Source organism: Flavobacterium urocaniciphilum (assembly GCF_900110615.1).
GTDB lineage: Bacteria > Bacteroidota > Bacteroidia > Flavobacteriales > Flavobacteriaceae > Flavobacterium > Flavobacterium urocaniciphilum.
On record NZ_FOEI01000001.1, the window covers coordinates 653,474 to 679,919 of the forward strand.

The 26,446-nt window shown below is 29.9% G+C and carries 28 protein-coding genes and 3 tRNA genes; 25 read left to right on the top strand and 6 right to left on the bottom strand.

Features of this window, described 5'->3' with window-relative positions:
• Nucleotide 1: 1 nt before the first annotated feature.
• Nucleotides 2-1,075, bottom strand: a complete 1,074-nt coding sequence (locus BMY86_RS03050) for a hypothetical protein (RefSeq protein ID WP_091464959.1) — start codon at nucleotides 1,073-1,075, stop codon at nucleotides 2-4.
• A 35-nt stretch (nucleotides 1,076-1,110) separates the two neighbouring features.
• Nucleotides 1,111-1,299 (bottom strand): hypothetical protein, encoded by a 189-nt coding sequence (locus BMY86_RS03055; protein WP_091464961.1) that lies wholly within the window; start codon nucleotides 1,297-1,299, stop codon nucleotides 1,111-1,113.
• Between the two features lie 75 nt (nucleotides 1,300-1,374).
• Here BMY86_RS03055 and BMY86_RS03060 point away from each other — a divergent pair, with 75 nt between their 5' ends.
• Nucleotides 1,375-1,758, top strand: a complete 384-nt coding sequence (locus BMY86_RS03060) for a pyrophosphohydrolase domain-containing protein (protein WP_091464963.1) — start codon at nucleotides 1,375-1,377, stop codon at nucleotides 1,756-1,758.
• A gap of 119 nt (nucleotides 1,759-1,877) precedes the next feature.
• Here BMY86_RS03060 and BMY86_RS03065 read toward each other — a convergent pair whose 3' ends face one another.
• Nucleotides 1,878-2,942, bottom strand: a complete 1,065-nt coding sequence (locus tag BMY86_RS03065) for a branched-chain amino acid aminotransferase (protein WP_177177111.1) — start codon at nucleotides 2,940-2,942, stop codon at nucleotides 1,878-1,880.
• 147 nt (nucleotides 2,943-3,089) lie between these two features.
• Between BMY86_RS03065 and BMY86_RS03070 the strand changes: the two genes are divergently transcribed.
• Together BMY86_RS03070 and BMY86_RS03075 are read left to right on the top strand one after the other, a co-directional pair.
• Nucleotides 3,090-3,581, top strand: a complete 492-nt coding sequence (locus BMY86_RS03070; protein WP_091464966.1) for a DUF4920 domain-containing protein — start codon at nucleotides 3,090-3,092, stop codon at nucleotides 3,579-3,581.
• 2 nt (nucleotides 3,582-3,583) lie between these two features.
• Nucleotides 3,584-4,003 (top strand): hypothetical protein, encoded by a 420-nt coding sequence (locus tag BMY86_RS03075; protein WP_091464967.1) that lies wholly within the window; start codon nucleotides 3,584-3,586, stop codon nucleotides 4,001-4,003.
• 33 nt (nucleotides 4,004-4,036) lie between these two features.
• On the opposite strand, the gene BMY86_RS03080 is transcribed toward BMY86_RS03075, so the two are convergent.
• Both BMY86_RS03080 and BMY86_RS03085 read right to left on the bottom strand, forming a co-directional pair.
• Nucleotides 4,037-4,798, bottom strand: a complete 762-nt coding sequence (locus tag BMY86_RS03080; protein ID WP_091464969.1) for a C40 family peptidase — start codon at nucleotides 4,796-4,798, stop codon at nucleotides 4,037-4,039.
• A 76-nt stretch (nucleotides 4,799-4,874) separates the two neighbouring features.
• The gene (locus BMY86_RS03085; RefSeq protein WP_091464970.1) at nucleotides 4,875-6,053 is read right to left on the bottom strand and encodes an acetyl-CoA C-acyltransferase; all 1,179 of its coding nucleotides are present in this window, start codon (nucleotides 6,051-6,053) and stop codon (nucleotides 4,875-4,877) included.
• 257 nt (nucleotides 6,054-6,310) lie between these two features.
• Here BMY86_RS03085 and BMY86_RS03090 point away from each other — a divergent pair.
• The 12 genes from BMY86_RS03090 (at nucleotide 6,311) to BMY86_RS03145 (ending at nucleotide 14,749) form a co-directional block, all read left to right on the top strand.
• Nucleotides 6,311-6,394: transfer RNA gene (locus BMY86_RS03090), tRNA-Ser, on the top strand.
• Between the two features lie 13 nt (nucleotides 6,395-6,407).
• Nucleotides 6,408-6,482, top strand: a tRNA-Pro gene (locus BMY86_RS03095).
• Nucleotides 6,483-6,515: 33 nt separating this feature from the next.
• Nucleotides 6,516-6,589 (top strand) — tRNA-Arg (locus tag BMY86_RS03100).
• 146 nt (nucleotides 6,590-6,735) lie between these two features.
• Nucleotides 6,736-7,965 carry an HD domain-containing protein gene (locus tag BMY86_RS03105; protein ID WP_091464972.1) on the top strand — a complete coding sequence of 410 codons (1,230 nt, stop codon included), beginning with the start codon at nucleotides 6,736-6,738 and terminating at the stop codon, nucleotides 7,963-7,965.
• A 114-nt stretch (nucleotides 7,966-8,079) separates the two neighbouring features.
• Nucleotides 8,080-9,099: a UDP-3-O-(3-hydroxymyristoyl)glucosamine N-acyltransferase gene (lpxD, locus tag BMY86_RS03110; protein WP_091465599.1), complete on the top strand. Its 1,020-nt coding sequence runs from the start codon at nucleotides 8,080-8,082 to the stop codon at nucleotides 9,097-9,099.
• A 2-nt stretch (nucleotides 9,100-9,101) separates the two neighbouring features.
• Complete coding sequence (locus BMY86_RS03115) at nucleotides 9,102-10,496, top strand: bifunctional UDP-3-O-[3-hydroxymyristoyl] N-acetylglucosamine deacetylase/3-hydroxyacyl-ACP dehydratase (RefSeq protein ID WP_091465040.1); 1,395 nt, start codon at nucleotides 9,102-9,104, stop codon at nucleotides 10,494-10,496.
• 3 nt (nucleotides 10,497-10,499) lie between these two features.
• Entirely contained in the window at nucleotides 10,500-11,288 is a 789-nt protein-coding gene (gene lpxA / locus BMY86_RS03120; RefSeq protein ID WP_091465042.1) for an acyl-ACP--UDP-N-acetylglucosamine O-acyltransferase, read from the top strand.
• 36 nt (nucleotides 11,289-11,324) lie between these two features.
• Complete coding sequence (efp, locus tag BMY86_RS03125) at nucleotides 11,325-11,885, top strand: elongation factor P (protein ID WP_091465044.1); 561 nt, start codon at nucleotides 11,325-11,327, stop codon at nucleotides 11,883-11,885.
• A 63-nt stretch (nucleotides 11,886-11,948) separates the two neighbouring features.
• The gene (locus tag BMY86_RS03130) at nucleotides 11,949-12,878 is read left to right on the top strand and encodes a UDP-3-O-(3-hydroxymyristoyl)glucosamine N-acyltransferase (RefSeq protein WP_091465046.1); all 930 of its coding nucleotides are present in this window, start codon (nucleotides 11,949-11,951) and stop codon (nucleotides 12,876-12,878) included.
• Nucleotides 12,878-13,240, top strand: coding sequence for a nuclear transport factor 2-like protein (locus tag BMY86_RS03135; RefSeq protein ID WP_091465049.1), 363 nt, complete (start codon nucleotides 12,878-12,880; stop codon nucleotides 13,238-13,240). The genes BMY86_RS03130 and BMY86_RS03135 overlap by 1 nt, the downstream gene beginning before the upstream one ends.
• Nucleotides 13,241-13,317: 77 nt before the next feature.
• On the top strand, nucleotides 13,318-14,190 hold the full coding sequence (sucD, locus tag BMY86_RS03140; RefSeq protein ID WP_091465052.1) for a succinate--CoA ligase subunit alpha: 873 nt from the start codon (nucleotides 13,318-13,320) through the stop codon (nucleotides 14,188-14,190).
• A 130-nt stretch (nucleotides 14,191-14,320) separates the two neighbouring features.
• Nucleotides 14,321-14,749: a hypothetical protein gene (locus tag BMY86_RS03145; protein WP_091465055.1), complete on the top strand. Its 429-nt coding sequence runs from the start codon at nucleotides 14,321-14,323 to the stop codon at nucleotides 14,747-14,749.
• 47 nt (nucleotides 14,750-14,796) lie between these two features.
• Here BMY86_RS03145 and BMY86_RS03150 read toward each other — a convergent pair whose 3' ends face one another.
• Nucleotides 14,797-15,987 (bottom strand): cytochrome-c peroxidase, encoded by a 1,191-nt coding sequence (locus BMY86_RS03150; protein WP_091465058.1) that lies wholly within the window; start codon nucleotides 15,985-15,987, stop codon nucleotides 14,797-14,799.
• Between the two features lie 133 nt (nucleotides 15,988-16,120).
• Between BMY86_RS03150 and fabG the strand changes: the two genes are divergently transcribed.
• From fabG to hisF, 10 genes are all read left to right on the top strand, one after another.
• Entirely contained in the window at nucleotides 16,121-16,867 is a 747-nt protein-coding gene (fabG, locus tag BMY86_RS03155; RefSeq protein ID WP_091465060.1) for a 3-oxoacyl-[acyl-carrier-protein] reductase, read from the top strand.
• Between the two features lie 77 nt (nucleotides 16,868-16,944).
• Nucleotides 16,945-18,972: a hypothetical protein gene (locus tag BMY86_RS03160; protein ID WP_091465062.1), complete on the top strand. Its 2,028-nt coding sequence runs from the start codon at nucleotides 16,945-16,947 to the stop codon at nucleotides 18,970-18,972.
• 42 nt (nucleotides 18,973-19,014) lie between these two features.
• Nucleotides 19,015-19,521, top strand: a complete 507-nt coding sequence (locus tag BMY86_RS03165) for a hypothetical protein (protein ID WP_177177112.1) — start codon at nucleotides 19,015-19,017, stop codon at nucleotides 19,519-19,521.
• A gap of 245 nt (nucleotides 19,522-19,766) precedes the next feature.
• On the top strand, nucleotides 19,767-20,624 hold the full coding sequence (hisG, locus tag BMY86_RS03170; RefSeq protein ID WP_091465065.1) for an ATP phosphoribosyltransferase: 858 nt from the start codon (nucleotides 19,767-19,769) through the stop codon (nucleotides 20,622-20,624).
• 18 nt (nucleotides 20,625-20,642) lie between these two features.
• Nucleotides 20,643-21,926 (top strand): histidinol dehydrogenase, encoded by a 1,284-nt coding sequence (gene hisD, locus BMY86_RS03175; protein ID WP_091465067.1) that lies wholly within the window; start codon nucleotides 20,643-20,645, stop codon nucleotides 21,924-21,926.
• Entirely contained in the window at nucleotides 21,923-22,966 is a 1,044-nt protein-coding gene (hisC, locus tag BMY86_RS03180) for a histidinol-phosphate transaminase (protein WP_091465070.1), read from the top strand. Before hisD ends, hisC begins: the two co-directional genes overlap by 4 nt.
• A complete protein-coding gene (gene hisB / locus BMY86_RS03185) occupies nucleotides 22,963-24,099 on the top strand; it encodes a bifunctional histidinol-phosphatase/imidazoleglycerol-phosphate dehydratase HisB (protein WP_091465073.1) in 1,137 nt (378 codons plus the stop codon). Before hisC ends, hisB begins: the two co-directional genes overlap by 4 nt.
• Nucleotides 24,099-24,680 (top strand): imidazole glycerol phosphate synthase subunit HisH, encoded by a 582-nt coding sequence (gene hisH / locus BMY86_RS03190; RefSeq protein WP_091465075.1) that lies wholly within the window; start codon nucleotides 24,099-24,101, stop codon nucleotides 24,678-24,680. The genes hisB and hisH overlap by 1 nt, the downstream gene beginning before the upstream one ends.
• 196 nt (nucleotides 24,681-24,876) lie before the next feature.
• The gene (gene hisA, locus BMY86_RS03195; RefSeq protein ID WP_091465078.1) at nucleotides 24,877-25,602 is read left to right on the top strand and encodes a 1-(5-phosphoribosyl)-5-[(5-phosphoribosylamino)methylideneamino]imidazole-4-carboxamide isomerase; all 726 of its coding nucleotides are present in this window, start codon (nucleotides 24,877-24,879) and stop codon (nucleotides 25,600-25,602) included.
• A gap of 86 nt (nucleotides 25,603-25,688) precedes the next feature.
• On the top strand, nucleotides 25,689-26,444 hold the full coding sequence (gene hisF / locus BMY86_RS03200) for an imidazole glycerol phosphate synthase subunit HisF (RefSeq protein WP_091465081.1): 756 nt from the start codon (nucleotides 25,689-25,691) through the stop codon (nucleotides 26,442-26,444).
• Nucleotides 26,445-26,446 lie beyond the last annotated feature (2 nt).

The window sequence follows — 26,446 nt, forward strand, 5'->3', positions numbered from 1 at the left end:
ATTATTCTTTTGGTTCTGTTTCTGAAGTGGTAGTTGTTGCCGTACTATCTTTTTCTACTTTTCTTCTTTGAGGTTTTTTCTTTACAATAGGAATATAAACTTCAGTTTCCCATTTAGAAGGTTCTTTAACTTCTGGTAACGATTTTTTATAAATTCCCATATAAATTGATGCTCTGTCTTCTGCAAATTTATTTTTATAAATAAAGTTTCTAGATTTAGACCAAGCTTCTTTCATATGAGAATAATCTCCTGTTAAGGTAGTTTTTACGGCTAAAAAGGATTCAAAACTATTTCCTTGAATTTGACTTTCTGGCGTAGTTAAAATTTCATCTTTTACAGGAACACACATAGAATATTTCATCATGTTTCCATTTGGAGTATTATGAAAAATTACAAACGGTACACCTAATGTTTCTATATTATTTGTTTTAATGAATGATTTAATTGACTTTAATAAAATTTTAGATTTTTTAGGGAAATCTTTTACTAAACAGGAATCTTTTTGTTCTATAAAATTTGTTTCAGGACGATTTACTAATCCTTGAACAGAAATTTTATAACTTCCCAATTCGTTAACTAAATAATTATTAATTTTTGCTAAACTTTCTTCAATTTGTGGACCTACATAACTCGTAATTCCACCATTTAAAACAGAATAGATTTTTTCTTTAAAAGTTAAATCTCCTTTAATTGTTACTAAAGCTAAAGTTCCCGTTTTAGTTTTTTTAAATTTCCAATGTAGGCTTTGTTTGTTACTACTTTCAATATAATCTTGAACGATAGAATCTTTTTCAGAAAATGTAGTGATAATTTTATTGTCGGAATCCCATTTTACAAATGATTTTTCACCTATTGTGTTTTCAGAAGTGGTAAAAGTAAAATCTTCATCTTTATTAAATTGCTGCCATTCACCCCAATTGGTAAAGTCATTTACATATTCGTAAACTAAATTGGAAGGCATTTTTATCTCTTTTTTCTTTGTGATTTGGTACGTTGCAGGTTGTGTGGCTACAAATACTACAAATGCCAGTAAAAAAAGTAAAAATAATAAGGTTAAATATTTAGCAATTCTCATGTATTCCGATGTCTAAGAAATCAAATATAAAAAAATTAATCCATTATAAATGTTTTTATCAAAAATAAGAAGACAATAAATAATAAAAATCCTAATAAAATCCATTTTGCTCCTTTGTATTGTTGACGGTGTATTTTTTTGTCTTTCAAATACATAAATACTATAATTATAATAAAAGTAATTGCAAATAAAATGGCGAAAATGGTTTGTCCTTTTGAAAACATGTTGATAAATTTTTAAACAAATTTAAGGATTACATTATTTAAAATATAATTTTATAGAATTAAAATTTTGATGATATGCAAAAACAATTAGACGCTGTAAAATTATTTCATACTACTTATGGATTAGGAGTAAGTGCTGAAATGAAAGGAGATTTAGGAGAACAAAAAAACATGCTTCGTTTTGAATTAATGAAAGAAGAAAATGAAGAGTATTTAGAAGCTGTAAAAAATAACGATATTGTTGAAATTGCTGATGCTTTAGGTGATATGTTGTATATTTTATGTGGAACTATTTTAGAACACGGTTTACAACATAAAATAGAATCTGTTTTTGATGAAATTCAGAGAAGTAATATGAGTAAATTAGGTGAAGACGGAAAACCAATTTATAGAGAAGATGGTAAAGTAATGAAAGGTCCGAATTACTTTAAACCAAATTTTGAAGAAATATTGAAATAGTTTTCAGTTTTCATTCACAGTCTCAAGATTCAGGATTGCGAGTTAAAATAAAAAAAGTCTCAGTTTTCATTTCTTTAAACTGAGACTTTTTTACTGTTATTTTAAACTGAGACTGAACACTAAACCTTCACCGTCCAACCAAAAGTGTCTTCGGCTAATTTGTATTGAATATTATTTAATTTTTCTTTAATATCTAAAGCAAATGAATTTTCTAATTTTGGTAATTCAAAATATTCGTCTCTGAAAGAGAAACCAACAATTGGATTAATAACAGCAGCAGTTCCAGCTCCAAAAATTTCTTTTAAAGTTCCGTTTTTAGCAGCAGCTACAAGTTCTTCAACTAAAACAGGACGAACTTCAGTTGCAATTCCATCTCTTTTTGCAATATCCAAAACAGATTTTCTAGTTACACCATCCAAAATTCTTTCTGAAGTAGGTGCAGTTAATAAAGTATCTCCAATTCTGAAGAAAACATTCATTGTTCCTGCTTCTTCTAATTTTGTATGTGTAGCATCATCTGTCCAAATAATTTGTTGAAATCCTTGGTCATTCGCTAATTTAGTTGGATAAAATTGTGCTGAATAGTTTCCAGCTGCTTTTGCGGCACCAATTCCACCATTAGCGGCACGACTGAAATGTTCTGCAATTACAACTTTTACTTCTCCAGAATAATATGATTTTGCTGGCGATAAAATAATCATGAAACGATATTGAGTAGAAGGTTGTGCAATAACACCGCTTCCAATAGCTATCATAAATGGTCTAATATATAAAGCGTTTCCTTTACCAAATTTAACCCATTCTTTTTCTAATTGTAATAATGCTTTTAAACCTCCAATAAATACTTCTTCCGGTACTTCTGGCATTGCCATTCTAACAGCACTTTTATTGAAACGTTCATGATTTTGATCAGGACGAAATAACCAAATATCTTCGTTGGCATCTTTATATGCTTTCATTCCTTCAAAAATAGCTTGTCCGTAATGGAAAACTTTTGCAGAAGGATCAATCATAAAAGGTTCGTAAGGTTTTATTACAGGTTGTTCCCAAGCGCCATTTCTAAAATCACAAATTAACATGTGATCCGTAAAAGTATTGCCGAAAGTTATGTTTTCAAAATCAACTTCATTTATTTTAGAAGTCTGTGCTTTAATTATTTTAATGTCGCTTAATAAACTATTCATTATAGGTAAAAAATTGTATTGTTTTATTTTGATTTTTTACAAATTTATTAAAATAAATACTTTTTTAATTTCATTTTACGAATAATTATTAACAAAGTATACTATAAATAATTAAATTTGTTTTTTTGTAACAATAAAAATCAAAATATGAAAAAAATTATTATTGCATCTTTTGTTTTATTAGGAGCTTTCTCATGTAAAAAAGAACAAATAGAGCCAAAAGCAGAAACTAAAGTTACTTATGCTTCTTTTGGAGATAAAATTGTAGCTGATAATGCTTTAACAAAAGAACAAGTTTTAGAAAAATACAACTCTTTAAAAGAAGGAGATACGATTAATTTAAAATTTGCTACTAAGATTAATGAAATTTGTCAAAACAAAGGATGTTGGATGACATTAGATTTAGGAAATGATCAGAAATCATTTGTAAAATTTAAAGATTATGCTTTTTTCGTTCCAATGAATGCTCAAAATAGAGATGCTGTAGTGGAAGGTAAGGCTTTTATTGAAGAAACTTCAGTGGCAGAATTGAAACATTATGCTGAAGATGAAGGAAAATCTCAAGCTTCAATTGATAGTATTAAAGAGCCAAAAAAAGAGTTGAAATTTTTAGCTCATGGCGTTTTAATTGCTAAATAATTATGAGAATTCTATTATTTGCACTTTCTGTTTTATTTGTAAGTTGTACGAATAAATCAGAAGAAAAAGAAGCTCAGCCAAAAGAAGAGTTTGAGATGTATGAAATCTCTGAAATGGCAGGGTTAATGGAACAAATGTATGTTGAGAATACTAGATTAAAAGAAAGAATTATGAATAATGATTCTTTAGGAAAGTTTCCAGAATATTTTAATAAAATAGAAAAAGCTACTTTTACAAAAGGGAAGGAGCGAGACGATTTTTTTAATACGAATGCTCAAACTTTTTTACAATTACAAGCTGAAATTTATACTGCTAAAGATTCTAAAAAAGCTTTTAATGAAATGGTAGATCAATGTATTACTTGTCATGAAGTAAAATGTGGCGGACCAATAATGCGAATTAAGAAATTGTATATCAAATAATTAAAAAATCCAGAATTTTCATTCTGGATTTTTTTATATCAATTTTTTGATAACTCTTAATTTGTGGGTATGTCTGCCAGTTTCAGCATTATAAATTCCTAAGTGATCAATTCGATCAATTCGTACTTTTCCTGAAGCATGAATGATGTAGTTATTTTCCATCATAATTCCAACATGGATAATATTACCTTCATCATTGTCAAAAAAAGCTAAATCACCTGGTTCGCTTTCTTCAATAAAACTTAAAGGCTCACCTTGTGTGGCTTGTTGAGAAGCATCTCGTAATAATTTATAACCATTAATTTTATAAACCATTTGAGTAAATCCAGAACAATCAATTCCAAAAGGTGTTTTTCCGCCCCATAAATAAGGAGCATTTAAATAAAGAAAGGCAGTTTTTAATAAATTGCTTTTGTCTTTAACGCCGCATTCTTTTAAACCTTCAAATTGAAAATTGGAAACATTAATTTCATTAATGTCTAAAAAAGAAAGTGAGCTACCTAAAGGAATTGGCATTAATTGATTATTTGCATATGAGATAAAGTCAATTAATTCACCATTGTAGATGTTTTCAGAATTCTCTAATATTTGAAACTGATTTTCATTAATTGTTTGGTATTGCTTACTGTCAATCCAACCTTCATAATTATCGAAAGCGGCTTTAATTTTAATCCATTTTGGTGTAGATTCTAAAATAGTAAAATAATCACCGAAAAGTAATTGTGAAATCATTTCACTTTTATCACTGGCTTCGGCTCTTACAGGTACAATAGCTAAATTACAAATTCCAAACATTCAGTTATAATTGATAATTAACAATTGATAATTAAAGATGTAATTATCAATTGTTAATTTTAAAATTTTTAATTATTTAGGCTCTTTCAATAACAATTGCAGAAGCACCACCACCACCATTACAAATAGCTGCAGCACCTAATTTTGCATTGTTTTGTTCTAAAACATTAATTAATGTAACGATAATTCTTGCTCCAGAACATCCAAGAGGATGACCTAAAGAAACTGCACCACCATTTACATTTACTTTATTATTATCTAAACCTAAAATTTTAGCATTTGCTAATCCAACTACTGAAAAAGCTTCGTTAAATTCAAAGAATTCAATATCAGAAACTGCTAAACCTGCTTTGTTTAACGCTTTTGGTAAAGCTTTTGCAGGAGCAGTTGTAAACCATTTTGGTTCTTGAGCAGCATCTGCGTACGATTTAATATAAGCTAATGGTTTTAATCCTAATTCGTTTGCTTTTTCTTCACTCATTAATACTAATGCAGCAGCACCATCATTAATAGTAGAAGCGTTTGCAGCAGTTACAGTTCCTTCTTTTGTAAATACAGCTCCTAAAGTTGGGATTTTATCTAATTTAACATTAGTGTATTCTTCATCTTTAGAAACAATAATTGGATCTCCTTTTCTTTGAGGAACTTCTACTGGAACAATTTCAGCATCAAATTTACCAGCATCCCATGCGTTTGCAGAACGAGTATATGATTGAATAGCGAAATTATCTTGATCTTCACGAGTAATTTTGTGTTCAGTTGCACATAAATCTGCAGCTACACCCATTGCGTTACCATCATAAGCATCAGTTAATCCATCTTTTTGCATTCCGTCTACAAATGTAGTTGGACCAAATTTTACTCCATTTCTTAAGTGTGCATAATGAGGAATTAAACTCATGTTTTCCATACCACCAGCAACAACGATTTCAGCGTCGCCAGCCATAATTGCTTGTGCACCTTGCATAACAGCTTTCATTCCAGAAGCACAAACTTTATTTACAGTTGTACAAGCTACTTCATTCGATAATCCAGCATATAAAGCTGCTTGACGAGCTGGAGCCTGACCGTTTCCTGCTTGAACAACATTACCCATTAATACTTCGTCAACTAAAGAAGGATTTAAATTTAATTTTTTTAAAGCGCCTTTGATAGCTGCTGCTCCTAATTTTGTTGCAGGTACACTTGATAATGCCCCCATAAAACTTCCAATTGGAGTTCTAACAGCTGATACGATAACTACTTTTTTATTCATTGTGTTTTTGATTTATTTTTTGCGAAAGTAACTAAATAAAGTGAATTTATAAAGCAATTTATATATATTTTATCGTTTGATTTCTCCTTATAATTGGAATATATATAGAAAATTTGAATTTTTTTTTAAATGTATCCTGTTGATATTTAGATGATTTATTTTTTATTTGAAAATAATCGAAAATAATAGTTGGAAATAATATAATGTTGTTATATATTTGCAACCGCAAAAAAGATAAGTTCTTTGTTAAACAAATAGGAGAGGTGCCGGAGTGGTAACGGAGCAGATTGCTAATCTGTCGACGGGTAACTGTCGCCAGGGTTCGAGTCCCTGTCTCTCCGCTTTTTTGTCCTACGGGGTGTAGCGTAGCCCGGTTATCGCGCCTGCTTTGGGAGCAGGAGGCCGCAGGTTCGAATCCTGCCACCCCGACAACTTTTAGTTGTCAACTAAAATAAAAATTTAGGTTGCGTAGCTCAGCTGGATAGAGCAACTGCCTTCTAAGCAGTAGGTCCCAGGTTCGAATCCTGGCGCGATCACAAATAAAGCCTTGCATTTGCGAGGCTTTTTTGTTTTTTGTAATTTGTTATCGAAAAATAAATCCTAACAAATTGGAAATAATTCAATTAGTTAAAATTGAAAATTCTTAACTTTTTATTACATTTGTTAATCAAAAATTGTTTCTGTGAGCCAAATCAATAAATTAAAAATCCTTAATGACCCAATTTATGGTTTTATAACCATTCCAAATACATTAATTTACGATTTAATTCAGCATCCTTATTTTCAACGACTTCGTAGAATTTCGCAAATGGGTATGTCTTATTTGGTTTATCCTGGCGCTCATCATACTCGATTCCATCATGCTTTAGGTTGTTTGCATATTATGCAAAAGGCTGTTCAAACTTTAAAATTTAAAGGTGTTGCAATTTCAAATGAAGAAGAAAACGCACTTTATATTACTATTTTATTGCACGATATTGGTCACGGTCCTTTTAGTCATGCCTTAGAGCACAGTGTAGTAGAAGAAGTACATCATGAAGAATTATCGTTGCTTTTTATGCAACAATTGAATGTGGAATTTGACGGAAAATTATCATTAGCCATTCAAATATTTAAAGGAGAATACCATAGAAAATTCATGTTGCAATTGATTTCAAGTCAATTGGATATGGATCGTATGGATTATTTGAAAAGAGATAGTTTTTATACAGGTGTTAATGAAGGAAATATCAATTCTGAGCGTTTAATTCAAATGTTAAATGTACAAGATGATGTTTTAGTTATGGAAGAAAAAGGTATTTATTCGATTGAAAAATTCCTTATGGCTAGAAGATTGATGTATTGGCAAGCATATTTGCATAAAACAAGTGTGGTTGCGGAACTTACATTGACTAAAATATTAAAACGTGCTAAAGAATTAGCTAATAAAAATGTAGAATTATTCGGTAGTCCAAATTTATTATTCTTTTTAAATAACAAAATTGAATTGTCTCATATAGATAAAAACATATTGGATAAATTTTCATTTTTAGATGATTATGATGTTTTGGGTGCTATTAAACAATGGCAATTTCATTCTGATTTTGTATTGAGTAATTTAAGTAAAATGATCATAAATAGAAATCTACTAAAGATTGAAGTAAGTGAAGATAAGATTGATAAAATCAAGTTATTAGATTTAAAACAAAAGTTTTCAAAGCAACTTAATTTATCCGAAAAAGATATTGAGTATTTTGTTTTCAAAGGAAAAATAAAAAATGAAGCGTATAGCAAATTAAGCGAACCAATAAGAATTCTAAAAAAAGATAGAACAGTAGAAGATGTAGTTGAAGCATCAGATCAATTACATTTAAAAGCTTTATCTAAAACGGTTACCAAATATTTTATTTGTTATCCTAAAGTAATAGATTAAAAGTAATTTTATATTTTTGCATACTATGAAACGAGCAAAAATATATTTTTGTTAATGAAATAGATAAATATTAGCGAGTTCCATCTTATTCCGATGGAAATTAAAGCGTATAAGATGAAATTTACAGCAGAACAAATTGCAGGCATTTTAGATGGAGAAGTTGTTGGAAATCCAAATGCTGAAGTATATAAATTAGCTAAAATTGAAGAAGGAACAGATGGTTCTTTAACTTTTTTAGCAAACCCTAAATACAATAACTATATTTATTCTACACAAGCTACAATAACTATAGTTAATAAGTCATTTGTATCCGAACAAGAAGTTAAAACAACATTAATAAAAGTAGAAGACGCTTACCAAGCCTTTTCAAAATTATTAGAATATTATAATCAAATAAAGTTAATGAAATCAGGTATCGAACAACCTTCTGTTATTTCAGATGGTGTTACGTATGGTTCTGACTTATATTTAGGAAGTTTCTGTTATGTTGGACAAAATGTTCAAATTGGTGAAAACGTAAAAATTTATCCAAATAGTTTCATTGGCGACAATGTTGTTATTGGTGATAATTGTGTGTTGTTTGCTGGAGTTAGAATTTATTCTGAAACTATAATCGGTAATAATGTTACTATTCATTCAGGAACTATTATTGGATCTGATGGTTTTGGTTTTGCTCCACAAGAAGATGGAACATTTAAAAAAGTACCACAAATTGGAAATGTAATTATTGAAGATAATGTTGAAGTTGGTTCTTGTTCAACTATTGATAGAGCAACTTTAGGTTCAACTATCATTAGAAAAGGAGTAAAGTTAGACAATCAAATTCAAATTGCTCATAATGTCGAAATTGGTGAAAACACTGTAATAGCTTCACAAACAGGTATTGCAGGTTCAACAAAAGTAGGTAAAAATTGTATGATTGGCGGACAAGTTGGAATTGTTGGACATATTACTATTGGTGATAATGTAAAGATTCAAGCTCAATCTGGAATTGCTAAAAGCTTAAAAGAAGGTGAAGTTGTGCAAGGAAGTCCAGCATATAATTATTCAGATTTTAGCAAATCTTTCGTGCATTTTAGAAACTTGCCAAAAATCGTAAACGAATTAGAAGAATTAAAAAAATCAAATAAATAATCATGGTTAAGCAAACTACCATTACAAAGGAAATTTCATTAACAGGTGTAGGTTTACATACTGGTCAAGAAGTTACAATGACTTTCAAACCAGCACCAATTAACAACGGATTTACTTTTATTCGTGTTGATTTAGAAGGCGCTCCAATTATTGAAGCAGACGCTAATTATGTTGTAAACACGCAAAGAGGAACTAATTTAGAAAAACTTGGAGTGATGATTCAAACTCCAGAGCACGTTTTAGCGGCTTTAGTGGGTTCTAATTTAGATAATGTAATTATTGAATTAAATTCTTCTGAATTACCAATCATGGATGGTTCTTCAAAATATTTTGTGGAAGCTATCGAACAAGCTGGTATAACGGAACAAGATGCTGAAAGAAAAGTTTATGTTGTAAAAGACGTAATTACTTATTCAGACGAAACAACAGGAAGTGAAATTACAATTATTCCTAGTGACACATATAGTGTTACAGCAATGGTAGATTTTGGTACGAAAGTATTAGGAACTCAAAATGCTAACTTAAAAAATATTTCAGATTTTAAATCGGAAATTTCAGAATGTAGAACTTTTAGTTTCTTACATGAATTAGAAGCTTTATTAAATAACGGATTGATTAAAGGTGGCGATTTAAATAACGCTATTGTTTATGTTGATAAAGAAATATCAGAAGAAACAATGACAAACCTTAAGAAAGCGTTTAATAAAGATAAATTATCTGTAAAAGAAAATGGTATTTTAGATAACTTAACATTACATTTTCCAAACGAGGCGGCTCGTCATAAATTATTAGATATAGTTGGTGATTTAGCTTTAATCGGAACAAGAATTCAAGGAAAAGTAATTGCAAATAAACCAGGTCATTTTGTAAATACTCAATTCGCAAAAAAATTATCTAAAATCATTAAACTAGAAGAAAAAAACAATATTCCAGTTTACGATTTACATAAAGAACCAATCTTAGATATTCACGGAATTATGGATTTGTTACCACACAGACCACCGTTTTTATTAGTAGATAAGATTTTAGAATTGTCAGATTCTCATGTGGTTGGATTGAAAAATGTTACCATGAATGAACCATTTTTCGTTGGACATTTTCCAGGTGCACCAGTAATGCCAGGTGTTCTTCAAATTGAAGCGATGGCTCAAACAGGGGGAATCTTAATTTTAAGTACGGTTCCAGATCCAGAAAATTATCTAACATATTTCATGAAGATAGATAATGTTAAATTTAAACATAAAGTTTTACCAGGTGATACATTAATTTTTAAATGTGATTTAATTTCTCCAATTAGAAGAGGAATTTGTCATATGCAAGCTTACGCTTATGCTAATGGAAAATTAGTTTCTGAAGCAGAATTAATGGCTCAAATTGTAAAAGTTAAAAACGATTAATATATGAATCAACCGTTAGCATACGTACATCCAGGGGCAAAAATTGCAAGAAATGTAGTTATTGATCCGTTTACTACTATTCATAATAATGTAGAAATTGGTGAAGGAACTTGGATAGGTTCAAACGTAACAATCATGGAAGGTGCCAGAATTGGTAAAAATTGCAATATTTTTCCAGGTGCAGTAATTTCTGCAGTACCTCAAGATTTAAAATTTGGTGGTGAAGAATCATTAGCAATAATTGGTGATAATACAACAATTAGAGAATGTGTTACTATAAATAGAGGTACAGTAGCTTCAGGTAAAACTGTAGTTGGAAAAAACTGCTTAATTATGGCTACAGCTCATATTGCACACGATTGTCATATTGGAGATAATGCAATTATTGTAAATGGAGTAGCACTTGCTGGACACGTAACTGTTGGTAAATATGCCGTTATTGGTGGTTTAGCAGCTGTTCATCAATTTATTTCAATTGGTGATCATGCTATGGTTTCTGGTGGAAGTTTAGTAAGAAAAGACGTTCCTCCGTTTTCTAAAGCAGCTAAAGAACCTTTATCATATGTAGGTATTAATTCAGTTGGATTAAGAAGAAGAGGTTTTTCAACAGAAACTATCAGAGAAATTCAAGATATTTACAGAATTTTATATCAAAAAAATTATAATACTTCTCAAGCTATGAGTATTATTGAAGCAGAAATGGAAGCAACTCCAGAAAGGGATGAAATATTAGATTTCATCAAAAATTCTTCTCGTGGAATCATGAAAGGATATTCAGGAAGTGCATCTTAATTAATAATTGAAAAATAAATAATAAATTAAAATAAAATGGCAAATACATCAGATATTAAAAATGGTTTATGTATTAAATTTAATCACGATATTTATAAAATTATCGAATTTTTACACGTTAAACCAGGAAAAGGACCAGCGTTTGTAAGAACTAAATTAAAATCATTAACAAACGGGAAAGTTTTAGATAATACTTTTTCAGCTGGACATAAAATTGATGTGGTTAGAGTTGAAACACATACTTTTCAATATCTTTATGCAGAAGGAAATGATTTCCATTTCATGAATAATGAAACTTTTGAACAAATTACATTAAACAGAGATGTATTAGATGCTCCAGATTTATTAAAAGAAGGAGAAAATGTAATGATTCAAATTAATACTGAAACAGATTTACCATTATCTGTAGATATGGCTGCTTCTGTAATTTTAGAAGTTACTTATACTGAACCTGGTTTAAAAGGAAATACGGCAACTAATGCAACTAAACCGGCTACTGTTGAAACAGGAGCTTCTGTAAACGTACCATTATTTATCAACGAAGGGGATAAAATTAAAATTGATACTGCTACAGGTAAATACATGGAAAGAGTATAATTTGAGTATTCAGTGTTCAGATTTTAAATCTTAAAAATTTAAACTGAATTTCAAACTAATTAAATGAAGTTTTACAAAAGACATACTTTAAAACAAATCGCAGAAATCATCAATTCCAGTTATATTGGAACTGATGATTTTCCTGTTGATGGCATGAACGAAATTCATGTTGTTGAACCAGGAGATATCGTATTTGTTGATCATCCTAAATATTACGATAAAGCATTACAATCTGCTGCGACAATCATTCTTATTAACAAAGAAGTAGAATGTCCGGAAGGTAAAGCGTTGTTGATTTCTGATGATCCTTTCAGGGATTTTAATGTTTTAACGAGACATTTTAAGCCTTTTCAATTTTCTAATATTGCCATATCCGATTCTGCAAAAATAGGAGAGGGAACAGTAATTCAACCCAATTGCTTTATTGGTCATAATGTACAAATCGGAAAGAATTGTTTGATTCACTCTAATGTATCTATTTATGATAATACCATCATTGGTGATAATGTAATTATTCATGCTGGAACCATTCTAGGAGCAGATGCTTTTTATTACAAAAAACGTCCAGAAGGATTTGATCAATTATTATCAGGAGGTAGAGTTGTAATTGAAGATAATGTGGGAATTGGAGCACTTTGTACTATTGATAAAGGAGTTACTGGTGATACTACTATCGGTGAAGGAACCAAAATAGACAATCAAGTTCATGTTGGACACGATACTATAATTGGTAAAAAATGTTTAATCGCTTCTCAAACCGGAATTGCAGGTTGTGTAGTAATTGAAGATGAAGTTACACTTTGGGGTCAAGTTGGTACTACAAGTGGTATTACTATTGGATCTAAAGCAGTAATTATGGGGCAAACAGGTGTTACTAAATCTGTTGAAGGTGGTAAAACGTATTTTGGAACTCCAATTGAAGAATCGAGAGAAAAATTGAAACAATTAGCCAATATTAAAAAAATTCCAGAAATAATAGAAAAATTAAAATAATGAGTCCAAAAGAAATTGTATTAGAATTATATTCAAACGATGGTATAAGAAATGCTGCTTTTTTAAATGAAGTTCTTCATGATAATTTTATTTTAGAATGGCAAAGTTCGACAGGTTTATTAACTAAGGATAAAAATTCTTACATTGAATTTGCCCATGAATTGAAAGATAATTTTGCCACTTTCTCAACGGATATTCTGTATAGTATTGCAGAAAATAATTTAGTTTCTGTAGCTTGTAATCATTTTGGTGCAAGTATTGAAAATCCAAAACATTTTATTTTAATTGGCCGATTTATTAGTGTTTGGGAGTTTGAAGATGATAAAATTATTAAATCATATCAAATAAGTAAACCAGAATAAAAAAATATAAAAAAAAATTAATTTATTTCTTGCAAAAAACTTACTTTTGCTCAACTTAAAAAATAAACAATAACATCATGAGTGTTTTAGTAAATAAAAATTCAAAAATAATCGTACAAGGTTTTACTGGTAGCGAAGGAACTTTCCACGCTTCTCAAATGATTGAATATGGAACTAACGTAGTTGGTGGAGTTACACCAGGTAAAGGTGGTTCTTTACATTTAGATAAACCAGTTTTCAATACTGTAAAAGATGCTGTAACTCAAGTTGGAGCTGATACTTCTATCATCTTCGTTCCGCCAGCATTTGCTGCAGATGCAATTATGGAAGCTGCTGATGCAGGTATCAAAGTAATCATTTGTATTACTGAAGGTATTCCAGTTGCAGATATGATTAAAGCTTACGATTTTATTAAAGATAGAGATTGCCGTTTAGTTGGTCCTAACTGTCCTGGTGTTATTACTCCAGAAGAAGCTAAAGTTGGTATTATGCCAGGTTTCGTATTCAAAAAAGGAAAAGTTGGTATCGTTTCTAAATCAGGAACTTTAACGTATGAAGCAGCTGATCAAGTTGTACGTCAAGGTTTCGGAATTACTACAGCTATCGGAATTGGTGGAGATCCAATTATTGGAACTACAACTAAAGAAGCTGTTGAATTATTAATGAACGACCCAGAAACAGAATGTATCATTATGATTGGTGAAATCGGTGGTCAATTAGAAGCTGATGCTGCTAAATGGATTAAAGCTGATGGTAACCGTAAACCAGTAGTTGGTTTCATCGCTGGTGAAACTGCTCCAAAAGGTAGAACTATGGGTCATGCTGGTGCTATCGTTGGTGGTGCTGATGATACTGCTGAAGCTAAGAAAAGAATCATGAGAGAAAACGGAATTCATGTTGTTGATTCTCCAGCTGAAATCGGTAAAAAAGTTAAAGAAGTATTGGGATAATCCCTTTAATGTAACACTGAGTTTTTTTAGTGTCACATAATATAAAGTAAAGCTCCATGAAAATGGAGCTTTCTTATTATAATAATCTAGTACACTTTAGTTTGTTAGCTTTTGTGTCAAAATATAAATTATGGAAAAAGAATTAAAGAAATATAAATCAACGAATAGTTTTTTATTTACTACTGATTTAAATTTAGAAGAAGTTTGTAACGCTCCTGATGGTGCTAGTGGTGTCTTTTTAGTATTTGATATTAGTAATGATAACAAACAATTAATTATGGTTGGTTCTACAGGAACTGTACATAACGACGGAACGTTAAAAGTAAAGAGTGGTGGTTTATATGATAAAATTGTAAACGGTCATCAATTTGCTAAAACAGGAAGAAAATATTCTTGGCCAGCGCAAATGATAAAAGAAGGAATTGATTCTTTAGAAGTAGTTTGGTATGAAACTTTCAATTCTAAAGTGAAAGGAATTCCAACTTTTGTTGAAGCAACAGTTTTACAAATTTATTTAGACGAAAATGGAACATTACCTAAATGGAATGTAGCTTTCTAATTATAAATAAAAAAATCCCGTTCAGATATTCTAAACGGGATTTTTATTTAATTAAATGGATCAGACCATTTCGGATTGGTATAAACATCTGTTCCTGATAAGGTTTTCAAAAAGGCAATTACAGCATTGACTTCAGTAGCAGTTAAATTCAATTGTTGTCCAATTCCGTTCGGTTTTAATCTCGGATCTAAATTCGGATTATTAATCGCTTGATTGGTTAAATTTCCATAATGCCCAATCGATGCTTGTAAGCTAGTAATTACTCCAGTATGCATCATGGGTCCGTTTAAAACATCATTCGTTTGGATTAAATTTCTTAAAGACGGAGCGCGAGTATTAGTAAAATCAGCTCCTCCGTTAATTGAGCCACCAATTCCATTACTTAAAGTATTTGGGTCAATATCAAATTCTGGTGCTCTATGACAACCAGCACATCCTAATCCGCCACCCGTTCGTACGCTTGAAGCATTAAAAGTTGGTGGCATTAAAAATAAATTTTTACCTTGATTTTCTTGAGCTGTAAAATTTGAAAATGGTGCGCCATCATTTGGAGCACTTGCTCTTCCAGTATCGTATTTCGAATCAAAAGATTGTATACTTCTAATAAATTGCGCTAATGCAAATTGAATTTTGGATTCTGTAATTTCTTCTGTTCCATATACAAACTTGAATAATTCTTTATAATAATCAACTGCACTTAATTTTACAATTAAATCATTAAATGATAAATCACCATTTGCACCGCTAAAACCCATTTCTGCATGATCTTTAATCGGCATTGTGGTTTGCATTTCTAAACTAGAAGCTCTTTCGTCCCAAAAGAATTTCGTTTCTGTAGCAAATCGAGTATTGATTAATCGCATCGAATGTCTGCCCGTAGTTCCATTAACACCAGTACTCGCAACATTTGTATCACTAAAAGCAAAAGCTTGTTTATGACAACTAGCACAAGAAACCGAATTGTCAACTGATAATTTTTTATCATAAAACAATACTCGTCCTAATGTGGCACCTTTATCCGTAATCGGATTTAAACCACTATTATCTTTAGTGATATATGATGGGATGTTTTGATTCGCATAATTGGCTAAATTATTCAAATCGACTGACGATCCGAATTCTGCTTCAACTGCTGGATAAGATTGCGTAATTGACGTGTATGATTCTGGATCATCATTATTACATGAAATAGCAATAATTCCAATGGCAAAAATTAAAAAGGGCTTTAGTAACTTCATAATAAATAGTTTAGGTTGGTAGTAGTAAGACTCATAAAAAACAAAAAGGTTTAATGATAAAGATGTTTTTATTACTTTAAATTATTATTATATTTGACTTTTATTAGAAACTAAAAATTTAAATAATATAACAATGAAATTATTAGAAGGAAAAGTTGCCATTATTACTGGTGCTAGTAGAGGAATTGGTAGTGGTATTGCAAAAGTATTTGCTCAAAATGGTGCAAATGTTGCTTTTACATATAGTTCGTCTGCTGAATCAGCTTTAGCGTTAGAAAATGAATTGAAAGCATTAGGAATTCAAGCAAAAGGATATAAATCAAATGCAGCTGATTTTAATGAAGCACATAAATTAGTTGATGATGTAATGGCAGATTTCGGTAATATCGATATTTTAATTAATAATGCCGGAATTACTAAAGATAATTTATTGATGAGAATGTCTGAAGAAGATTACGATGCAGTTATGCAAATTAACTTAAAATCGGTTTTCAACATGACAAAAGCAGTTCAAAAAATTATGCTTAAAAACCGTAAAGGTTCTATTGTAAATATGAGTTCTGTTGTAGGTGTAAAAGGAAATGCTGGACAAGCAAACTACGCGGCTTCTAAAGCAGGTATGATCGGATTTACTAAATCTATTGCGTTAGAATTAGGTTCTCGTAATATTCGTTGCAATGCAATTGCACCAGGATTTATTGAAACGGAAATGACTGCAAAATTAAACGAAGATGTAGTTAAAGGTTGGAGAGAATCTATTCCATTAAAACGTGGAGGTTCTCCAGAAGATGTTGCTAATGTTTGTGTTTTCTTAAGCTCTGATATGAGTGCTTATGTAACCGGACAAGTTATTAATGTTGATGGTGGAATGTTAACTTAAAAAAGTCTACAGTCACAGTTTTTAGTTTTCAGAAATGCTGAAACTGTAAACTGAGACTGAAACTATAAACTAAATATATGACTACAAGCACAGTTCTACTAATTATACTTTCAGTTATTATTTCTGGAGCTGTTGCCTTTTATCAATATTTATTTAAAGCTGATAACCAAAATAAAACAAATTGGTTATTGGCTTTTTTACGTTTTATTTCTGTTTTTTCTTTGTTATTATTATTGATTAATCCAGTAATTTCAAGAAAATCAATAGAAACTAACAAAATTCCTTTAGCTATTGTTGCTGATAATTCAAGTTCTATTTCAGAATTAAAAGCAAATACTTTAGAAAAAGAATTAATTGAAAAATTTAATTCAAACAAAGAATTAAAAGATAAATTCGAAATTCAGAATTATTCTTTCGATGAAGATTTTTATTCAGGTAAACCACTCGATTTTAAAGGAAATCATTCGAATATCGATAATGTTGCTTCAAATCTAAAACAACTTAATAAAAATACTTTTTATCCAATTGTTTTATTAACAGATGGAAATCAGACTATTGGAAATGATTATGTGTATAGTTTTCAAGAAACGGCAACTGTTTACCCTGTAGTTTTAGGTGATACAACTACAACTTTCGATTTAAAAATTAATCAGCTTAACGCGAATAAATATGCGTTTCTAAAAAATAAATTTCCAGTTGAAGTGTTTTTACAATACAATGGAAATAAACCAATTTCTACTAATTTTTCAATTGAAAAAGGCGGGAAGAAAATTAGTAGTCAGACTATAAATTTTGATAAAAAAAATAAAGTACAATCGTTACAAATTTTATTGGAAGCAGATAGGGTAGGTATTCAAAAATATAAAGCAATACTTTCTTCTTCAATTAAAGAAAAAAACACGTATAATAACGTGAAGAATTTTGCGGTTGAAGTTATTGATCAAAGAAAAGAAATAGCTATTATTTCAGATATTTCGCACCCTGATTTAGGTGCTTTAAAACGAGCAATTGAATCTAATGCTCAACGTAAAGTAACTATTCTTAAAACAAAAGAAATCAGTAATTTAAATAAATTTAATTTATTGGTTTTGTATCAACCAAATGCAGCTTTCAGAAAGGTTTTCGATGCGAATAAAAACCTAAGAATCAATACATTTATTATTACCGGAATGGCAACTGATTTTAATTTATTAAATCAAATGCAATCCGATTTAGATTTTAAAATGACTAACAAAAAAGAAGATTTTACTTCTTCATTTGTTACTGGTTTTAATTTGTTTGCTCAAAATGATATTCAATTTGAACAATTTCCACCATTAGAAAATCCATTTGGAAAAATTACTGAAAAAGGAAGTTTAAATACTTTACTTACCGCAACAGTGAATGGTATTGAAGTTGGAAATCCAATCTTAACCTTTTCTGAAAAAGGTAACAATAGAAATGCTTATTTATTGGGTGAAAACTCTTGGAAATGGCGAATGGAGAGTTTCGTTATGAATCAATCCTATGAAAAATATGATCAATTTATAGATAAGATTATTCAATATTTATCGACTAACTCAGCTAAAAAATCACTTTTAGTAGAACATGAAAGTTTTTATAATTCTGGTGAAACAATTGAAATTTTTGCGCAGTTTTTCAACAAGAGTTTTGAATTAGAAGAAAATGCAAATTTGTCAATCAACTTAACGAATAAGAATACAAAATCGACCAAAAACTATAATTTTTCAAAAGCTAATAATGGTTATCAAGTTATTTTTGATGGTTTAGAGCCAGGTAATTATGCTTTTCAAGTAAAAGAAGCGAGTAGCAATGCTATTTATAATGGAACTTTTGAAGTTTTAGATTTCGATGTTGAAAAACAATTTGTAAACCCAGATGTATCTAAATTACAGCAATTAGCCAATCAAAATAAAGGCGAAGTGATTCATCCAAATCAAATGGATAAATTAATTCAACTTTTATTAAAAAAAGACACTTATTTACCAATAGAAAAATCTCTTGTTAAAAATTCTCCGTTAATTGATTGGATTAATTTATTAATAATTTTAGCTATTTCATTAGCATCAGAATGGTTTATAAGAAAATATAACGGATTATTATAATTCTTATATTTTTTGTAAATTTAATTTTCAAAAACTTTAATTATGAATGAAGCACATTTACACATGGTTGTAAACCATTTTCCAATTATTGGTTTATTTTTCGGATTTTTCATTTTATTATTTGGGATTATCAAAAAGAATTCTTCTTTAAAATCAACTGCGTACATTATTTTTATTTCATGTATGATATTAGGTAAAATCTCAATGATGACAGGCGATAAAGCAGAACATGCAGTTGAAGAAATGGCTGGATTTTCTCATGATTATATTCATGAACACGAAGAAGCTGCAGAACTATTTATGAAACCAATTTATCTTTTAGGATTGTTGTCTATTTTTGGATTAGTTGGAATATCAAAAAATAGAAAATCAGAAAAAATTGTTTCCTTTTGTGTACTTGGAATTGCGGCAATTTGCTTGTTTTTATCAAAAGAAGTTGGAACTTCAGGTGGAGAAATTCGTCATACTGAAATTAGAGAAAACGCACAAAACTATTTAAAATCAACTGATTCAGAGCACACTGAAGAACAAGAAAATGAAAAAGATTAAATTTATTTTCAAATTTATTTGTTTATTCAAATCTTATTACTTTAACTTTGCAACATCAAAATAAACAAAAAATGTTTTTAAATCAATTACATCATCATCATCATCATTTTTTCCACGCTCAAGCGAGGTAGTGATGCTATGATTGTAATCTAAATATTAACTACGAACCCGTTTGAGTACATCAAACGGGTTTTTTGTTTATAACTATTTCCTCGTATTGGTGTACTCATTTAAAAATCAAACAAATGAACACCTTAAAAATTGCCATTCAAAAATCTGGACGTCTTAACGAAGACAGTTTAAAAATCTTAAAAGATTGTGGGATTTCCGTTGATAATGGAAACGATCAATTAAAAGCAACTGCGTCAAATTTTCCTTTGGAGATTTTATTCTTACGCAATTCTGATATTCCTCAATATTTAATTGATGGTGTGGCAGATATTGCAATTGTAGGCGATAATCTTTTGGTAGAAAAAGGCTATGGTTTAGAAATTGTTGAAAAATTAGGTTTTTCAAAATGTAAAGTTTCTATCGCAGTACCTAAATCGTTTAATTACAATTCAATAGCTGATTTAAACGGATTGAAAATCGCCACTTCATATCCAAATACTGTTTCCAATTATTTTAATTCAAAAAATGTAAATGTAGATATTCATGAAATATCTGGATCTGTAGAAATAGCTCCAAATATCGGACTATCAGATGCCATTGTAGATATAGTTTCAACAGGAAGTACACTGTTTAAAAACAATTTAAAAGAAGTTGAAGTTATTTTAAAAAGTGAAGCGGTTTTAACTGTCGCACCAAATTTATCAAAAGAAAAAAATGAGATTCTTAATAAGTTACGTTTTCGAATTCAATCCGTTTTAAAAGCTAGAAGATCCAAATATATTCTCATGAATGTACCTAATGAAAAAATTGATGAAATCAGTAGAATATTACCCGTTTTGAAAAGTCCAACTGTTTTGCCCTTAGCTGAAGAGGGCTGGAGTAGTTTACATTCTGTAATAAATGATGATCAGTTTTGGGAAGTGATTGATCAACTGAAATTTGCAGGAGCAGAAGGAATTTTAATCTGCCCAATTGAAAAAATGGTATTATAATAACACAACAAAATAATTATGAAAATGTATTCCAATCCTAACAGAAAAGAATGGTTAAATTTAACCGAAAGACCAACAGAATCTTTGGCAGATTTACAAAATACAGTTTTAGATATTTTTAAAGAAATTAAGCAAAAAGGAGATGTTGCCATTCAAAAATATACGAGTTTATTTGATGGAGTTCAATTAGAAAATAATTGTGTTTCCATTCAAGAAATTAATGAAGCCAAAGATTTAGTTCCAACCGAATTAAAAGAAGCAATTTTAGTGGCTAAAAATAATATTGAAAAATTTCATACCGCTCAAAAAACTGCAAAAGTTGAAGTGGAAACAACAGTAGGAGTGACTTGTTGGCAAGAAAAAAGACCAATTCAAAAAATAGGATTGTATATTCCCGGAGGATTAGCACCCCTGTTTTCAACTGTATTAATGTTAGCAATTCCAGCTAATATTGCAGGGTGTAATGAAATAATTTTATGTTCACCACCAAATAAAGAAGGAAAAATGAATCCAGTAATTTTATATACAGCTGCTCTTTGCGGAGTAACTAAAATTTTCAAATGTGGTGGAATTCAAGCTATTGCAGGTATGACGTTTGGTACAGAATCGATTTCTAAAGTTTATAAAATTTTCGGACCAGGAAATCAGTATGTTACTGTGGCTAAACAAGTTGCAACTAATTTTGGAATTGCAATTGATATGCCAGCAGGACCATCAGAATTATTGGTTTTAGCAGATGAAACATGTGTTCCAAAATATGTAGCATCTGATTTATTAAGTCAAGCTGAACACGGAGCTGATAGTCAAGTTGTTTTAGTTGCAACAAATAAATCTATAATTGAACCCATTCAAAAGGAAATAGCAAAACAAATAAAATCATTACCCAGAAAATCAATAGCAGAAAAAGCCATTTCGAATTCTAGAATGATTTTAATAGAAAACAAAATTGAAGCTATTGAATTTGTTAATGAATATGCACCAGAACATTTAATTATAGTTGCAAAAGAAGAAGCCTTTTATTTAGAAAATATTCAAAATGCAGGATCGGTATTTGTTGGAAATTATACACCAGAAAGTGCTGGAGATTATGCTTCTGGTACTAATCATACTTTGCCTACAAATGGTTTTTCTAAAAATTATAGTGGTGTAAATTTAGATAGTTTTATGAAAGCTATTTCGTTTCAAAAAATAACTTCTAAAGGGATAAAAAATATAGGAAAAGCAATTGAAATACTTGCAGAAGCAGAAGGTTTACAAGCACACAAAAATGCAGTTTCACTAAGATTAAATGATTTAATATGACATTTGAAGTAAATAATTTTATACGGCCAAATATCTTAAAAATGAATTCGTATTCTTCAGCAAGAGATGAGTTTAAAGATATTCAAAAAAAGATGGTTTTCTTAGATGCTAATGAAAATCCATTTGAAAATGGAATCAATAGATATCCTGATCCTCAACAAAATGAATTGAAAAATGTAATTTCAAAAATAAAATCAATCAATAAAGATAAAATCTTAATTGGAAACGGTAGTGACGAAGTTTTAGATTTAGTTTTTAGAGTATTTTGTGAGCCTAATAAAGATAATATCATCACATTACCGCCAACGTATGGAATGTATGGAGTTTTGGCAAATTTAAATGCAATTGAAAATAGAGAAGTTCCACTAACAAGAAATTTTGAATTAGATGTTGAAGCAATTGTAAATCAAATAGATAATAATACTAAAATAATTTTTATTTGTTCACCAAATAATCCAACTGGAAACTCATTTTCTGATGAAAAAATAATAACTTTATTAAAGCAATTCTCTGGAATTGTGCTAATTGATGAAGCTTATATTGATTTTTCAAATAAGGAAAGTTGGTTAAAATGGTTACAAGAATTTCCAAATTTAATAATAACACAAACGCTTTCTAAAGCATATGGAATGGCGGGATTGAGAATCGGATTATTGTTTGCTTCTAAAGATATTATTGCAATTTTAAATAAAATTAAGTCACCCTATAATATTAATATTTTATCGCAAAAAAATGCAATAAAAGTATTAGAAGATACAGTTTATACTAGTAGTCAAATTAATTCAATTAAAGTAAATAGAAGAGATTTAATTAAAGAATTACTTCAAATATATTTTATTTATAAAGTATATGAATCTGATGCAAATTTTATTCTCATTAAAGTTGATAATGCCAATTGGCGATACGATCAATTACTGAAAAATAATATTGTAGTAAGAAATAGAAGTAATGAGATTTTATGCGATAATTGTTTACGAATATCTATCGGAACTTTTGAAGAAAACGAAAAATTAATTTCAGTATTAAAAACATTAAAATGAGTAAAAAGATATTATTTATAGATAGAGATGGAACAATTATTAAAGAAACTATTGATGAAAAAATTGATGGTTTTGAAAAAATGATCTTCTATCCTAAATGTTTAACGTATTTAGGAAAAATTGCTCGTGAATTGGATTTCGAATTAGTAATGATTACCAATCAAGATGGTTTAGGAACCGAACAATTTCCTGAAGAAAACTTTTGGCCAGTTCATAATTTTATCTTGCAAACCTATGAAAATGAGGGAGTTGTTTTTAGTAAAGTTTTCATTGATAAATCGTTTCCTTATGAAAATAAAAATACTAGAAAACCTGGAACCGGATTATTAACCGAATATTTTTCAGATGAATATGATTTAAAAAATTCATTTGTTATTGGAGATCGATTAACCGATGTTGAATTAGCTAAAAATCTTGGTTCAAAAGCTATTTTTATTAATGATAATACACGTTTAGGAACGAGTGAAATTGCTTCGAAAGAAGAAGAATTACAATCGATAATTGCACTTGAATCAAACGATTGGCAAAAAATCTATGAGTTTTTAAAATTAGAAAACAGATCAGCATCTATAAATCGAAAAACAAATGAAACAGATATAGCAATTGCTCTAAATTTAGACGGAACTGGAATGTCCAACATTCAAACTGGAATAGCATTTTTTGATCATATGTTAGAACAAATTGCGCGTCATGGTCAAATGGATTTGGATATACAAGTTAAAGGTGATTTGGAAGTAGACGAACACCACACTATTGAAGATACGGCAATTGCTTTGGGTGAAGTTTTTTCAAAAGCGTTAGGGAATAAATTAGGCATTGAACGTTATGGGTTTTGTTTGCCTATGGACGATTGTTTTGCTCAAGTGGCAATTGATTTTGGTGGTAGAAATTGGATTGTTTGGGAAGCCGATTTCAAACGTGAAAAAATTGGTGAAATGCCAACAGAAATGTTTTTCCACTTTTTCAAATCTTTTACAGATGGTGCTAAAGCTAATTTAAATATCAAAGCGGGAGGAACTAATGAACACCATAAAATTGAAGCCATTTTTAAAGCTTTTGCAAAAGCTATAAAAGCTGCTGTAAAAAGGGATTCTGAAAAAATGATTTTACCAAGTACTAAAGGAATGTTATAATGCAAATAGCAATTATAGATTACGGCGCCGGAAATGTTCAAAGTGTATTGTTTGCCTTAGAAAGATTAGGTTATAGCGGAATAGTTACAGCTAATAAAAAATTAATTGAATCAGCTGATAAAGTCATTTTTCCTGGTGTAGGCGAGGCGAGTAGCGCCATGAAAATGATCAGAGAAAAGCAATTAGATGAAATAATAAGAAATCTGAAGCAACCGGTTTTAGGGATTTGTTTGGGAATGCAATTGCTTTGTAAATCTTCTGAAGAAGGAAATGCAACCGGAATTGGAATATTTGATATTGAAATCAAAAGGTTTTCAAATGAGTTAAAAGTGCCGCAAATGGGATGGAATACAATTACAAATTTGAAATCAAAATTGTTTAATACTATCAAAGATGAAGAATTCATGTATTTAGTTCACAGCTATTATGCGCCAGATAATGAATTTGCAATTGCTACAACTAATTATGGTTTTCATTATGCTTCTGCAATACAAAAAGATAATTTTTATGGTGTCCAATTTCATCCTGAAAAAAGCGGTTCAGCAGGTGAACAAATTTTAAAAAACTTTTTAGAATTATAAATTGGGCGTTGCCTTGTTGCTGACGTTTATTTTAAAACATCAAATTTTCGTTAACAACAAGGTCGGGTTTTCGTTACAATCTTTTTTTGCCTTCAACACTTCGACATGCTCAGTGTGACATTTCAGGCAATAAAAGGATTTTCACTTCAATCCCTAACGCAAACAAAACAATAAACCAAAAAACAACAAACAATAAATGAGAATCATACCAGCCATAGATATTATTGAAGGAAAATGTGTCCGACTTTCAAAAGGCGATTATGCCACCAAAAAAATATACAATGAAAACCCATTAGAAGTAGCCATAGCATTTGAAGCTCACGGTATAGAATATTTACATTTAGTCGACCTAGATGGAGCCAAATCCAATCGTATTATTAATTATAAAATTTTAGATCAAATAGCTTCCAAAACTTCTTTAAAAATTGATTTTGGAGGCGGATTAAAATCGGATGCCGATTTAAAAATCGCTTTCGAATCAGGTGCAAATCAAATTACTGGAGGAAGTATTGCCGTTAAAAACCCATCAATATTTGAAAATTGGATACAAGTTTATGGTTCCCAAAAAATCATTTTAGGTGCCGATGTAAATAATAAAAAAATTGCTATTTCTGGTTGGTTAGAAAATTCAAATCAAGAAGTTATTCCGTTTATTCAAAACTATCAAACTAAAGGAATTGAATATGTTATTTGCACTGATATTTCAAAAGATGGTATGTTGCAAGGTCCGAGTTTCGATTTATACCAAGAAATTTTAGAAAACACTTCCAATTGTAAACTAATTGCTTCTGGTGGTATTTCAACTTTTGATGAATTACCAAAATTAGCCGAATTAGGTTGTGAAGGTGTAATTATTGGAAAAGCCATTTATGAAAATCGGATTTCATTAAAACAATTAGAAAGTTACATTTTAAAAAAATAATAACTTAAAGATTCACAATAAACCACAAAAAATATTTAGAAAAACTCTGTTTAAACTTTGTGAATCTCTACGAAACAAACAAAAAAATGCTTACGAAAAGAATAATACCTTGTTTAGATATAAAAGACGGAAGAACAGTAAAAGGTGTCAATTTTTTAGAACTAAAAGATGCCGGAGATCCTGTAGAATTAGCAAAAAAATATGCCGTAACAGGTGCAGATGAATTGGTGTTTTTGGATATTTCCGCAACTGAAGAAAGAAGAAAAACCTTACTTGAATTAGTCCGAAAAGTAGCTGCAACCATAAATATTCCTTTTACTGTTGGTGGTGGAATTTCGTCTGTTGCAGATGTGGATTTATTATTAAGAAATGGAGCCGATAAAGTTTCTATTAACTCTTCTGCAGTTAAAAATCCAGATTTAATAAATGAAATTGCGAAAAAATATGGTAGTCAATGTACCGTAGTGGCAATAGATGCCAAACAAATTGATGGTGAATGGATGGTTCATTTAGTGGGAGGAAAAGTAGCAACAGAACTCAGCCTTTTCGATTGGGCACTTGAAGTTGAAAAAAGGGGCGCAGGCGAAATTTTGTTTACTTCTATGAATAATGATGGAACCAAAAATGGTTTTGCAAATGGGGCTTTAGCTAAATTATCAGAATTGGTAAACATTCCAATAATTGCTTCTGGAGGCGCTGGTTCTATGGAACATTTTGCAGATACATTTATCAAAGGAAAAGCAGATGCTGCCTTAGCTGCCAGTGTATTTCATTACAATGAAATTGAAATTCCTAAACTCAAACACTATTTAAAACAACAAAACATTGCAATAAGAATATAATT